Raw genomic sequence first — 13,219 nt, 5'->3', positions numbered from 1 at the left:
GTCGCGAGCCCGGAATCCATAACCACAGCCTGGGGTTATGGATTCCGGGCCTGCGCCTGACGGCGCATCCCGGAATGACGGGAATCATGAAACCCCAATCCGCTTGATTTCCCAATGTAGCTCAATTCCGGAGTTTGCCTTCACCCGTTCGCGCACGGTCTCGCCCAGCGTCTCGATGTCGTGCGCGGTGGCATCGCCCGTGTTGATCAGGAAATTGCAGTGCATCTCCGAGACCTGCGCGCCGCCGACGCGCAGGCCACGGCAGCCGGCGGCGTCGACCAGCTTCCAGGCGGAATGGCCGGGCGGGTTCTTGAAGGTCGAGCCGCCGGTCTTTTCGCGGATCGGCTGCGCGGTCTCGCGGTGGTTCTGCACCTCCGCCATGCGCGCGCGGATCGCATCAGTATCCCTGATCTCGCCGCGAAAGCGCGCGGAGGTGAAGATGATGGAGGGGTCGACGCCGCTGTTGCGGTAGACGAACTTCATGTCGGCGTTCGAGAACACGTGCTTGCTGCCGTCCCTCGCAATGCCGGTCGCCTCGATCAAGACGTCCTTGGTCTCGCCGCCATTGGCGCCCGCATTCATGCGCAGCGCACCGCCGATGGTGCCGGGAATGCCGAAATAGAATTCGAGCCCGCCGATATTGGCGGAGGCCGCCACTTCCGCCACGCGCTTGTCGAGCGCGGCAGTTCCAGCGGTGACGACATCGCCGCTCGCGCTCGCCTCGCCAAAGGCGCGCGGCGCCAGCCGAATCACCACGCCCGCAATGCCACCGTCGCGCACGATCAGGTTGGAGCCGACGCCGACGACATAGACGGGAATGTCGGACGCAAGATGCGCGAGGAAGTAAGCGAGATCGTCCTCATCCGCCGGCGTGAACAGCACCTGCGCGGGACCACCGACGCGAAACCAGGTGAGCTCGGCGAGCGACTGGTTGGCGAGCATCCGGCCACGCAGCTCCGGCATCGCAGCTTTGAGATCGGGCGTGATGTCGGGGAAGCTCATGGTGCGCTGACCGACATGCGAGCTGGATTGAGATTGCGCCGTGTGACGTTGTCCGCCAGCGCCCGGGGCTTACCCCTCTCCCCAACCCTCCCCCGCAAGGGGGGAGGGAGCCTGACCAGCGTGCTCACCTCATCCAGCGTCACAGCTGCGCTCTGATCCTTTGCGAGAGTCAGGGAGGCACCGGCGGATGGGTTCCCTCCCCCCTTGCGGGGGAGGGTTAGGGAGAGGGGTGGCCACACGGGCGGTGGTCGACGATGACTTGACATCCGCTCGCTACCCCAGCGCCTTCAATTCGCCGGGCAAGGCATACGCCCATTGCGTGATGTTGCCCGCACCGAGACACACGACGAGATCGCCGGACTTCGCCAGGCCCTTGACGATACCTGCGAGCTCCGGCGCTGCCGGCAGGCCGATCACCTCGCGGTGGCCATGGGCGCGCAGGCCGGCGACGAAATGATCGCGGTCGATGCCGTCGATCGGCGCCTCGCCGGCGGCATAGACATCGGCGACGATCACCGCATCCGCATCGTTGAAGCAGGTGCAGAATTCCTCGAACAGCGATTGCAGGCGGGTGTAGCGATGCGGCTGCACCACGGCGACGATCTTGCCGTTGGTGGATTCCCGCGCCGCCTTCAGCACTGCCGCGATCTCGACGGGGTGATGACCGTAATCGTCGATCACCGTGACGCCGTTCCACTCGCCGGTCTTGGTGAAGCGGCGCTTGACGCCGCCGAAGCCTGCGATCGCCTTGCGGATCGCGTCGTCCGACACGCCGAGTTCGCGCGCGACCGCAATCGCGGCCGTCGCGTTGGAGGCGTTGTGGCGTCCCGGCATCGGCAGCATGAGATCGGCGATCTCGTGCACGGCGCCGGTCTTGCGATCGCGGAACGCGACCTTGAACTTGGAGCCACCGCCCATCGGGGTGAGATCGACGAGCCGCACATCGGCCTGCGGATTCTCGCCATAGGTGATGATGCGGCGATCCTCGATCTTGCCGACGAGGCTCTGCACGACGGGATGGTCGATGCACATCACGGCGAAGCCGTAGAACGGCAGGTTCTCGACGAAATGCCGGAACGCGTCCTGCACCGCCTCGAAGGTCTTGAAGTGATCGAGATGCTCGGGGTCGACATTGGTGACGATCGCGACATCGGTCGGCAGCTTTAGGAACGTGCCGTCGCTCTCGTCCGCTTCGACCACCATCCATTCGCCGGCGCCGAGGCGCGCATTCGAGCCATAGGCATTGATGATGCCGCCATTGATCACGGTGGGATCGAGGCCGCCGGCATCGAGCAGCGTTGCGACCATCGTGGTCGTGGTGGTCTTGCCGTGGGTGCCGGCGATGGCGACGCAGCTCTTCAGCCGCATCAGCTCGGCCAGCATCTCGGCGCGGCGCACCACGGGAATACGGCGTTCGCGCGCCGCCATCAATTCCGGATTGTCGCGCTTGATCGCGGTGGACACGACGACGACCGCAGCGCCGTCGACATTCTCGGCCTTGTGGCCGACCGAGACCTTCGCGCCCGCCTTGCGCAGACGGTCGAGATTGTAATTGTCGGAGGCGTCCGAGCCCTGCACGGCGTAGCCGAGATTGACCAGCACCTCGGCGATGCCGCTCATGCCGATCCCGCCGATCCCGACGAAGTGGATGGGTCCGATCTCGCGCGGCAGTCTCATGCTCTGTTCCCTGACCTCGCCGCCGGAAAGGCGGCATCTGGCGAAGGTCACGGCCAAATCAGCCGCGCCGTTGTTACTGGATGCCCCGCTTTGGAAGGCCAAGACAAGGGCTTTTTCGCGTCAGATTCCCGCGACCTTGACCACCAGATCGGCCAACCGTTCGGCCGCATCGAGCCGCCCCGCCCCCTTCGCGGCTGCGGCCATGGAGGCAAGACGCGCGGGCTCGGCGGCGAAGGCGGAGATCTCGGCGGCGAGCCGGTCGGAGGTAAACTCGGTCTGCGGAACGCGGACCGCGCCGTCGACCTTGGCCAGCACACCGGCATTGGCGAACTGGTCCTGGTCGATCGAGCCGGGCAGCGGCACCAGGATCGAGGGGCGTCCGATCGCGGCGAGTTCGGCGACCGTGCCGGCGCCGGAGCGCGACACCACCAGATGGTTGGAGGCGAGCCGCGCCGGCAGATCGGTGAAGAACGGCGCGAGCTCGGCATTGATCTTGAGCTTGTCGTAGACCGCGCGCACGCGCGCCATGTCCTCGTCGCGCACCTGCTGGGTGAGGACGAGCCGGCTCCACAGTGCGGGCTCGAGCCGCTCGATCGCACCCGGGACGATGTCGGCCATGATGCGCGCGCCCTGGCTGCCGCCGACGACGAGCAGGCGCAGCGGTCCGTTCGCTTCAGGCGCGACATAGGGCACGGCGGCTGCGGCGAGGATCGCCGGACGCATCGGCGTGCCCACGGTCGTGGTCTTGCCAGCCAGCGCCGGATCGCGGTCGAGCACGCCGGGCAGCGACGTCGCGATGGCGCGGACGCGGCTCGCCAAGAACCGGTTGGCGCGGCCGAGCACCGCATTGGCGTCGTGGATGACGCTGGGCACGCCCGCAAACTTCGCGGCGACCAGAGGCGGCAGTGTCGGATAGCCGCCGAAGCCGACGACGGCGACGGGCTTCAATCGCCTGATCAGGCCGTAGGCGGACAGCGTGCCGGCGGCGAGCGTGAGGCCGGCATAGGCGAGCTGCAATGGATTGCGGCCACGCGCGGTCTCGCTCGAGACGACGTCGATCATGTCCTTGCTGAACAGCCCGCTATAGCGCAGCGCCCGCTCGTCCGTGACGAGGCGGACGCGAAAGCCGCGCCGGATCAGCTCGACACCGAGCGCCTCGGCCGGAAACAAATGGCCGCCGGTGCCGCCCGCGGCGAGAAGAATCAGGGGGGAAGTGTCCATGGTAGCGGTATTTACAGGGAAAAAGCGCCTATTGCGAGCCGTGCTCGTGCCCCGGGCGTAGCGCAGTACGCTGCACTTCGCGGCGTGGTGCGCTGCTGAACCGGGGCCCATTGGTGCGGCATTCTGGGTCCCGGCTCTGCGCGCCGCTTCGCGGAGCTTGTCCGGGACACGAGAGTGGTCACGCGTAGCTGCGCATCGCCTCGGCGTGGCCGCTTGCCTCGACTTCGGTGCGCGGGCGCAGCCGCGTCAGGGCCAGCATCATGCCGACACCATAAGCCAGCGACACGATCGAGGAGCCACCGTAGGAAATGAACGGCAGCGTCATGCCCTTGGCGGGGATGAGCTGGAGGTTGACCGACATGTTGATCGCGGCCTGCACGCCGAACAGGATCGCTAGCCCAGACGCCGCAAAGCGCGAGAACATGTCCTCGTTGGCGTAAGCGCGCGACAGCGTGCGGATCACGACGAAGGCGAACAGCGCCAGCATCGCAAGGCACAGGATGATGCCGAACTCCTCGGCGGCAACCGCGAACACGAAGTCGGTGTGACTGTCCGGCAGACTGCGCTTGGCGATGCCCTCGCCCGGCCCGAGCCCGAACCATCCGCCGTTGTAGAAGGCTTCCATGGCGGTATCGACCTGGAAGGTGTCGCCGGAAGCCGGATTCATGAAACGCTTGATGCGGCCGGCGACGTGCGGGACGAACAGATAAGCGCTGAACAGACCGGCCGCGGCGGCGCCCGCCAGGCCGAACACCCAGATCATGCGCATGCCCGCGATGAAGAACAGCGAGCCCCACACCATCAGGATCAGCATGGTCTGACCGAAGTCGGGCTCCATCACCAGCAGCGAGACCAGCATCAAGAGCAGCACCAGCGCCATCGAGGTCGCCGGCATCTCCGGCCGCCTGGTCGATTCCGCGAACAGCCAGGCGGCGATGACGACGAACGACGGCTTTGCAACTTCGGAGGCCTGGATGTTGACGCCGAGCAGCGTGATCCAGCGCCGCGAGCCCTTCACTTCGGGGCCAATCGCGAGCGTCAGCACGATCAGGATGATGCTGGCCGCGAAGATGATCAGGGCCGAGCGGCGGATCGCGCGCGGCGTCAGGAAGGACACCCCGAGCAGCACCAGGCAGGAGGGCGCCAGGAACATCACGTGCCGGCTGAAGAAGTGGAAGGGATCGAGCCCGATGCGGGTCGCAACCGGCGGGCTCGCCGCCAGCGACAGGATCACGCCCGTGAGCATCAGCGCCAGGATGGCGCCCATCAGCGGCTTGTCGACGGTCCACCACCACTCGGAAAAGGGGGTGCGTTCTTCACGGGAGAGCATGGGCGGCCGCTTTCGGACAGAGGTCGGTCCATTGGTCGCCGAGGTTGGTTTACGGGGGGTTAAGGAAACGCGGATGTTTGGAGATAGGAGCGAGCGCCGACCTCACATGCTCGTCATGCCCCGGCTTGACCGGGGCATCCAGTACGCCGTGGCCTCCCGGCTCAAGCACCGCCTCTGGGATACTGGGTCGCCCGGTCAAGCCGGGCGACGACAGCGGAGCAAGGAGTAGCCGCGCCCTACACCACCGGCTTCACACCCGGCAGCGCCTGTACCAGTTCGCGGAACTTGGTGCCGCGGATCTCGAAGTTGCGGTACTGGTCAAAGGACGCACAGGCGGGTGACAGCAGCACCACCGCATCCGCGAGGCCCGAGGCTTCCGCATCGCGCGCGGCGTGCTCGACGGCGATGTCCAGCGTCTGGCTGATCTCGTGCGCGACCTGCGTGCCCAGCGTTCCCGAAAACTCCTGCGCGGCCTCGCCGATCAGATAGGCCTTGCGAATGCGCGGGAAGTAGCCGGTCAGGCCAGTGATGCCGCCCGCCTTCGGCTTGCCGCCGGCGATCCAGAAGATTTCCGAAAAGGACGACAGCGCATGCGCAGTCGCATCCGCGTTGGTGCCCTTGGAGTCGTTGACGAACAGCACGTTGCCGCGGCGGCCGACCTGCTCCATGCGATGCGCGAGGCCGGGAAAGCTGCGCAGGCCGTTCTGCAGCACATCGAGGCTGATGCCCATCGCGAGCGCGGCGGCGGCGGCGCAGGCCGCGTTCTGCGCGTTGTGCTGGCCGCGCAGCGAGCCGATGCCGCCGAGCTTTGCGACCTCGCTCCGCGCGCCGCCCGCGGTGCGCACGATGGTGCCGTGCTCGACATGGATGCCGGAGGCCAGCGGATTCTTGACGGAGATCCGCACCACGTTCTTGCCGGCGCGGTCGAGCCGGTCGGCGATGTCGCGGCAGAAGCCATCGTCGACGCCGACGATCGCGGTGCCGCCGGCCTGCACGCCGGCGACGAGACGCTCCTTGACCGCAGCGTAATGCGCGAGGGTGCCGTGACGGTCGATGTGGTCCTCGCTGACATTGAGCAGGATGCCGACGGAGGGATCGAGCGAGGGCGTGAGGTCGATCTGGTAGGACGACATCTCGATGACGTGGACGCGGCCCGTGCGCGGCGGCTCCAGCGACAGGATCGCGGTGCCGATATTGCCGCCCATCTGGGTGTCGTAGCCGGCGACCTTTGTCAGATGCGCAATCAGCGCGGTCGTGGTCGACTTGCCGTTGGTCCCGGTGATCGCGACGAACGGCGCGTTGGGCGCGTGCCGCCGCCGCTCTCTGCAGAACAGCTCGATGTCGCCGATCACCTCGACGCCCGCCTCGCGCGCCTTCAGCACGCTCCAGTGCGGCACGGGATGGGTGAGCGGCACGCCGGGCGCGAGCACGAGCGCCGCGAAATTCGCCCAGGAGACATTGCGCAAATCGGCGGTGATGAAACCCGCTTGCGCGGCCTTGGCGACGTTCTCGGCATTGTCGTCGGCGGCAATCACCTCGGCGCCGCCCGCTTTCAGCGCGTGACAGGACGCAAGCCCCGAGCCGCCGAGGCCGAACACCGCGACCGTCTTGCCGGCGAAGGATGTGACCGGGATCATCGATCGATCACCGCAGCTTCAGCGTCGACAGACCGGCGAGCGCCAGCATCACCGAGATGATCCAGAACCGGATCACGATCTGCGGCTCAGTCCAGCCGAGCTGCTCGAAATGGTGATGGATCGGCGCCATCCGGAAGATGCGTTTGCCGGTGAGCTTGAACGACACCACCTGGACGATAACGGAAACCGCTTCCAGCACGAACAGGCCGCCGATCACCGCGAGCACGATCTCGTGCTTCACCGCGACCGCGATTGCGCCGAGCATGCCGCCGAGCGCGAGCGAGCCGGTGTCGCCCATGAAGATCGAGGCCGGCGGCGCGTTGAACCAGAGAAACCCGAGACCGGCGCCCAGCAACGCGCCGCAGAGCACCGCGAGCTCGCCGGTTCCGGCGACATATTTGATCTGGAGATAATCGGCGAACACCGCGTTGCCGGCGAGATAGGCGATCATCGCAAAGCTCGCGGTCGCGATCATCACGGGAACGATGGCGAGGCCGTCGAGACCGTCGGTGAGGTTCACCGCGTTGCCGGCGCCGACGATGACGAAAGCGCCGAACACGACGAAGAACCAGCCGAAATGCAGCACGGTGTCCTTGAGGAAGGGAATCGTCAGCGCGGTCGACGCGGGATCGCGGTTCAATCGCACCAGCGCATAGCAGGCGACCAGCGCGATGGCTGCCTCGATCAGCAGGCGCAGCTTGCTGCCGAAGCCCGTCGTGGTCTGCTTGGTCACCTTGAGGTAATCGTCATAGAAGCCGACGAAGCCGAAGCCGAGCGTCACCGCCAGCACGATCCAGACATAGGGGTTGAGCGGATTGGCCCACAGCACGGTGCCGACCGTGAGGCCGGACAGGATCATCAGCCCGCCCATGGTGGGCGTGCCTTTCTTGGCGAGATGCGATTGTGGGCCGTCGGTCCGGATCGGCTGGCCCTTGCCCTGACGGATGCGCAGATGGTCGATGATCCAGGGCCCGAACAGGAACACGAACAGCGCGCCGGTGACGACGGCGCCGCCGGTGCGGAAGGTGATATAGCGGAAGACGTTCAGGAAGGTGCGAACGGCACCGAAGCCGGGAAATGTGTTGGAGAGCTCGATCAGCCAGTAAAACATTCAGACGGTCCTATGGCGCCTTTGCACGCGGCCCTGGTGTTGGCCTTGACTTGCCTCACGCGCATTCGCGGGTCTTCTTCATGGGGTCGGGCGACCTCTGGGAAAACGAACGGCTTCGCGCCGCAAAGGGTGGGATTCGGGAACTGCGCCTTCCAAGCAGTTTACGCCTTTGCCTGCAAGGCGGCCACTAGGCCCGGCACAAACTTGTTGACCCAGAACATCTTCTTGCTGCCCTTGACAACCACGACATCGCCTGCCCTCAGCAGATTTGCGACCTCGCCCGGCTTCAGCGTGGCGGGGTCGTCGTGCCAGCCAAGGCCCTTGCCCGCCGGCAACACGTCGTAGAGATGGCGCATCAAGGGACCGACGCAGTAGACGCCGTCGATGCCGTCGAGATGCTTGGCGAGGGCCGTGTGGTAGCTTGGTGCGTCATCGCCCAGTTCCAGCATGTCGCCGAGCACCGCAATGCGGCGGCCGCCGGTCACGTTGCGCGCCTGGAGGCTTTGCAGTGCAGCAGCCACGCTGGCCGGATTGCCGTTGAAACTGTCGTCGATCACGGTGACGCCGCCGATCGCCTGCTCGACGCCGCGGCCGGTCATGATGCCGACCCGGTCGAGCTTGATTGCGAGCGTCGCCGCATCGAGGTTCGCGGCGCGGATCGAAGCGAGCGCCGCAAGCGCATTCTGCACGCGGTGCGGTGCGCCCGGCGTCAGGCTGAAGGCGATCTCCTTCTTGCCGAGCGCAGCCACGACCTGCCAGCTCTCGCCATGCGGCGCGTGCGCGACCTCGTGCACCTCGGCTTTCTCGCCAAACCGTACCACCTTGCCCTTCCAGTCCGGCGCCTTGATCCCGGCAGGCAGCACCAGCACGCCATCCTCGGGCAGGCCGAGCGCGATCGACACCTTCTCGCGCCTGATGGCTTCGAGCGAGCCGAGCTTTTCCAGATGCACCGGCTGAACGTTGACGACGAGCGCGACGGTCGGCCGCGTCAGCTCGCTGAGCCGCGCGATCTCGCCGGTCTGGTTCATGCCCATCTCGACGACCCAGAGGCTGGCGTCGGGCCTCGCGTTGCACAGCGTCAGCGGCACACCCCAGAAATTGTTGAAGCTCGACGGACTGGCATAGGCGCCGGGGTAGGCCGCGAGGAATTCCTTGGTGCTGGTCTTGCCCGCGCTGCCGGTGAGCCCGATCACCGGTCCGTTGAAACGGGCGCGTGCGGCGCGTGCGAGGCCCCAGAGACCGTCGATCAGCGTGTCCTTGACGACGATCTGGGGAACGCGGATGCCGGCGATCTCGTGCGGCACGATCATCGCGACCGCGCCCGATGCTTCCGCCTTGTCGGCGAACTCCCAGCCGTCACGCGCGCTGGCGAAGGCCGAGATGAAGCCGCCGCTCGGCGTGCCGCTGAGCGCGACGAACAGGCTGCCCGGCTTCACCAGGCGGCTGTCCTGCGTGACGAACTCGATCGGCGTGTCCGGAAACGATCCTGCAGCGCCCAGCGCACGCGCCACGTCGGCAACCGTCCATATTGGCGCGCTCATGCATCCCTCGACGCTAATGCGGCGGCGACCGCCTCGTGATCACTGAAGGGCAGCACCTCGCCGCCGACGATCTGCCCGGTCTCGTGGCCCTTGCCGGCGACGAGCAGCGCGTCGCCGTCTTCCAACTCCTCGATCGCGGTGCGGATCGCCGCGGCACGGTCGCCGATTTCGCGGGCACCTTTTGCGGTCGCGAGGATTTCGGCGCGAATGGCTTCCGGCTTCTCGCTGCGCGGATTGTCGTCGGTGATGATGACGCGGTCGGCGTTTTCGGCCGCGATCTCGCCCATGATCGGGCGCTTGCCGGCATCGCGATCGCCGCCCGCGCCGAACACGACGACCAGCCGGCGTTTTGCGTAAGGCCGCAAAGCCTGCAACGCCTTCTCCAACGCGTCGGGCTTGTGGGCGTAGTCGACGAAGATCGGCGCACCGTTGCGCTCGCCGACGCGCTCAAGCCGACCCTTGGCGCCTTCGAGATGTTCGAGGCTCGCGAACACGTTGGCCGGATCGCTGCCGGTGCCGATCGCCAGACCGGCCGACACCAGTGCGTTCTCGATCTGGAATTCGCCGGCCAGCGGCAGCCGGACCGCATAACGCTTGCCGCGATGTTCGACGGCAAGGACTTGCGAAAAACCTTCGACCTCGGCCCCGGCGAGACGAATGCCCTCGCCTGCCCCGTCGCCGTTGCGGCCGACCTCCAGCACGCGCAGGCCGTGCGACCTGGCAGCATTGATTGCTTCCGCCGAGCAATCATGATCGGCGGAGATCACCGCCGCCCCATCCGCCGGGACCAGTTCGCGGAACAGGCGGAGTTTTGCTGCGAGATAATGCGCGACGGTTGGATGGTAATCCATGTGGTCGCGCGAGAGATTGGTGAAGCCGCCGGCGGAGACACGGACACCGTCGAGGCGGTACTGGTCGAGCCCGTGCGAGGACGCCTCGAAGGCGAGATGCGTCACGCCTTCGCGCGCGATCTCATCGAGCTGCCGGTGCAGCGCGATCGGATCCGGCGTCGTCAGCGAACCGTAGACGGTGCGCTTGGGCGAGACGAGACCGATGGTGCCGATGCTGGCGGAGGCATGCCCCAGCCGCTCCCAGATCTGGCGCGTGAACGCGGCGACCGAGGTCTTGCCGCTGGTGCCGGTCACCGCCGCGATGGTCGCGGGCTGTGCGGGGAAGAATTTAGCCGCGGCCAGCGCCAGCGCGCGGCGCGGATTAGCCACCGTGACGAACGGCACCTTGCTGGCCGCTGGCGCATGGTCGCCGACGATCGCCACCGCGCCTGCGGAAATCGCGGCATCGATGAAGCGCGCACCGTCAGTCTTGCTGCCTGCGAGCGCGAAGAAGAGATCGCCTGACTTGACCACACGGCTGTCGAGCGCAACGCCGGTCACATCGAGCGCCGCGACAGCGGGCTCGATTGCGGCATCATTGCCTGGAACGTCCTGACCTAGGAGGTCGCGCAGCTTCATGGTCTTCCAGTCGACATGCCGTCCGGAAAGCCGGATCTTCGGAAAAGCCCCGACTCAGCAGCGGCGACGGCCCACCGCCGTTGATTACTGGGTTGTCCTGGATGCTGCAAGAATAAGGCGGTCGGACGGCGGCAGGTCAAACCGTGGCTCGATGCCCAGAAGCGGCGCGATCCGCTCGATCACCTTGCCGCCGGTCGGCACTGCGTTCCAGCCCGAGGTGATGAAACCATGCGTTTCGGGCAGCGCCTGCGGCTCGTCCAGCATGATCAGGATCTGATATTTTGGATTGTCGGAGGGCATGATCGCCGTGAAGGAGTTGAGCACCCGCTTCTTGGCGTAGCGGCCATTGATGACTTTCTCGGACGTGCCGGTCTTGCCGCCGACATAATAGCCCTTGACGTCTGCCTGTCTCGCCGACCCGACCTCCGCATTGAGCCGCATCAGATACCGCATCTTGTCGCTGGTCTCTTGCTTGATCACGCGCTTGGCCATCGCCGCCGCTTCAGCTTCGCTTCGCTTCATGAAGGTCGGCGGAATCAAATAGCCACCGTTCATCAGCGCGTTGATGCCCATCACCGCCTGGAGCGGCGCCACCGACAGACCCTGGCCGAACGCGATGGTGACCGTGTTCAGCTCGCTCCAGCGGCGCGGCACCAGCGGAGCCGCGCTCTCGGGCAGCTCGGTGCGCAGCCGCGTCAACTGGCCCATCTTGGCAAGGAACGCCTTGTGCGCCTCGACGCCCTGGCCGAGCGCGATCCGCGCAGCGCCGATGTTGGAGGAGTAATAGAACACTTCCTTGGTGTTGATGAAACGTCCGAGCGAATGACTGTCGTGGATGGTGAACTTGCCGTAGTGCAGGTTTCCGCGCGCATCCCACGACGAGTTCAAATTGATCTTTCCGGAATCGAGCGCCATCGCCAGCGTGAACGCCTTGAAGGTCGAGCCCATCTCGTAGACGCCCGTGGTCAGGCGGTTGATGCGGTCGGGGTCGTGCGCTTCCTTCGGATTGTTGGGATCGAAATCCGGAAGCGAGACCATCGCCACGATCTCGCCGGTCTTGACATTCGAGACGATGCCGGAGGCGGCCTTGGTGTGGTACTTCTCCTTGGCCTTCAAGAGCTCGTCGCGCAGCGCGTGCTCGACGCGCAGATCGACCGACAGCTCGATCGGCTTTTGCAGCCGGTCGGTGGCAAAGCCTGCGCGGTGGAGATCGGCGAGCCCTTGATTGTCGAGCCACTTCTCCATGCCGGCGATGCCCTGGTTGTCGATGTTGACGAGACCGATGAGGTGGGCGACCTCGTTGCCGGTCGGATAGACGCGCTTGTTCTCGCGCAGGAAGCCGATGCCGGGAATGCCGAGCTTGTGGATGTCCTGCTGCTGCTTCGGCGTGATCTCGCGCTTGAGCCAGACAAAACCCTTTCGCGCCGACAGGCGCTCGCGCACCTCGGCCTCGTCGAGGTCGGGCACGGTCGCAGTCAGAAGCTCGATCGCCTCGTCCTTGTCGATGATGCGGCGCGGCTCGCCGAACAGGCTCGCGGCCTTGACGTCGGTCGCCAGGATCGCGCCGTTGCGGTCGACGATGTCGGGCCGCGCGGTCGCGACCACCTCTTGCGCGGCAGCACGGCGCGCGCTGTGGGCGTCGGCACCGATCGCGAACATCACGAGCCGGCCGCCGATCAGGACGTAGACCGAGGTAAAGGCGATCATCGCGAGGCCAACGCGCGCGCGCGCCTTCGCGGCGCGGTCAACATTGCGCCCGTAGAGCAGACTGCGGATCAGCCGCTGCCGCCAGGGCTCGGGCGGCTTTTGAGTTGACTTGGCCGGGGTCACAGCGCTCATTGCTTGTCCTCGGGCTGAGGAACGGAGCCCGTCACCGTATCCGGATCGCTCGCGGCTTCGATGGTGTTGAGCATGGCCCCGATCGGATCCGGCTCGCCCGGCCTGAACATCCGCGGCGGACGCTCCGGCAGGTTCTTCAGCGAGTCATATTGCGTGCCGTTGACCGGCTTGAGCGGCAGATGCCGGTCGGACAGGCCCTGCAGACGCAAGGGCGCATCGAGCTTGGCCCATTCGGAGCGCAGCGCCGCGATTGCATCGCGCTGCTCGCGGATCTCCGCATGCAGCCGCAGCACCTTTTCGGTGCGCGCCGTGGAGTCCATCTTGATCCGGTAGACATAGGCCGCCGCGAAGATCAGCGCGCCGATGACGAGGAGGTGGATGAAGCGCATGCG

At 66.3% G+C, this 13,219-nt stretch carries 10 protein-coding genes; all 10 read right to left on the bottom strand.

Translation table 11 applies throughout. The features are described 5' to 3' along the window. Nucleotides 1–84: 84 nt before the first annotated feature. The 10 genes from murB to ftsL all read right to left on the bottom strand — a co-directional run bounded on the left by murB (nucleotide 85) and on the right by ftsL (nucleotide 13,216). Complete coding sequence (murB, locus tag ABIB99_RS26720) at nucleotides 85–1,002, bottom strand: UDP-N-acetylmuramate dehydrogenase (protein WP_354178204.1); 918 nt, start codon at nucleotides 1,000–1,002, stop codon at nucleotides 85–87. Nucleotides 1,003–1,275: 273 nt separating this feature from the next. Further along, a complete protein-coding gene (gene murC / locus ABIB99_RS26715) occupies nucleotides 1,276–2,679 on the bottom strand; it encodes a UDP-N-acetylmuramate--L-alanine ligase (protein ID WP_354178202.1) in 1,404 nt (467 codons plus the stop codon). A 120-nt stretch (nucleotides 2,680–2,799) separates the two neighbouring features. Then, entirely contained in the window at nucleotides 2,800–3,900 is a 1,101-nt protein-coding gene (murG, locus tag ABIB99_RS26710) for an undecaprenyldiphospho-muramoylpentapeptide beta-N-acetylglucosaminyltransferase (RefSeq protein WP_354178200.1), read from the bottom strand. Between the two features lie 178 nt (nucleotides 3,901–4,078). Then, nucleotides 4,079–5,230: a putative lipid II flippase FtsW gene (gene ftsW, locus ABIB99_RS26705; protein WP_063981538.1), complete on the bottom strand. Its 1,152-nt coding sequence runs from the start codon at nucleotides 5,228–5,230 to the stop codon at nucleotides 4,079–4,081. A gap of 236 nt (nucleotides 5,231–5,466) precedes the next feature. Next, the gene (gene murD, locus ABIB99_RS26700; RefSeq protein WP_354178197.1) at nucleotides 5,467–6,867 is read right to left on the bottom strand and encodes a UDP-N-acetylmuramoyl-L-alanine--D-glutamate ligase; all 1,401 of its coding nucleotides are present in this window, start codon (nucleotides 6,865–6,867) and stop codon (nucleotides 5,467–5,469) included. A 7-nt stretch (nucleotides 6,868–6,874) separates the two neighbouring features. After that, nucleotides 6,875–7,978: a phospho-N-acetylmuramoyl-pentapeptide-transferase gene (gene mraY / locus ABIB99_RS26695; protein ID WP_014492955.1), complete on the bottom strand. Its 1,104-nt coding sequence runs from the start codon at nucleotides 7,976–7,978 to the stop codon at nucleotides 6,875–6,877. Nucleotides 7,979–8,139: 161 nt separating this feature from the next. Further along, nucleotides 8,140–9,519: a UDP-N-acetylmuramoyl-tripeptide--D-alanyl-D-alanine ligase gene (locus ABIB99_RS26690; protein WP_354178195.1), complete on the bottom strand. Its 1,380-nt coding sequence runs from the start codon at nucleotides 9,517–9,519 to the stop codon at nucleotides 8,140–8,142. Further along, on the bottom strand, nucleotides 9,516–10,988 hold the full coding sequence (locus ABIB99_RS26685) for a UDP-N-acetylmuramoyl-L-alanyl-D-glutamate--2,6-diaminopimelate ligase (RefSeq protein ID WP_354178193.1): 1,473 nt from the start codon (nucleotides 10,986–10,988) through the stop codon (nucleotides 9,516–9,518). Before ABIB99_RS26685 ends, ABIB99_RS26690 begins: the two co-directional genes overlap by 4 nt. 84 nt (nucleotides 10,989–11,072) lie before the next feature. Then, a complete protein-coding gene (locus tag ABIB99_RS26680) occupies nucleotides 11,073–12,827 on the bottom strand; it encodes a peptidoglycan D,D-transpeptidase FtsI family protein (protein WP_354178191.1) in 1,755 nt (584 codons plus the stop codon). Beyond that, nucleotides 12,824–13,216 carry a cell division protein FtsL gene (gene ftsL, locus ABIB99_RS26675; RefSeq protein ID WP_014492951.1) on the bottom strand — a complete coding sequence of 131 codons (393 nt, stop codon included), beginning with the start codon at nucleotides 13,214–13,216 and terminating at the stop codon, nucleotides 12,824–12,826. The genes ABIB99_RS26680 and ftsL overlap by 4 nt, the downstream gene beginning before the upstream one ends. Between the last annotated feature and the right edge of the window lie 3 nt (nucleotides 13,217–13,219).

The organism is Bradyrhizobium sp. LA6.1 (assembly GCF_040547805.1).
Taxonomy (GTDB): Bacteria; Pseudomonadota; Alphaproteobacteria; order Rhizobiales; family Xanthobacteraceae; genus Bradyrhizobium; species Bradyrhizobium barranii.
The sequence above is the reverse complement of the archived record's forward strand: the minus strand, read 5'-3'. Positions and strand labels throughout refer to the sequence as shown.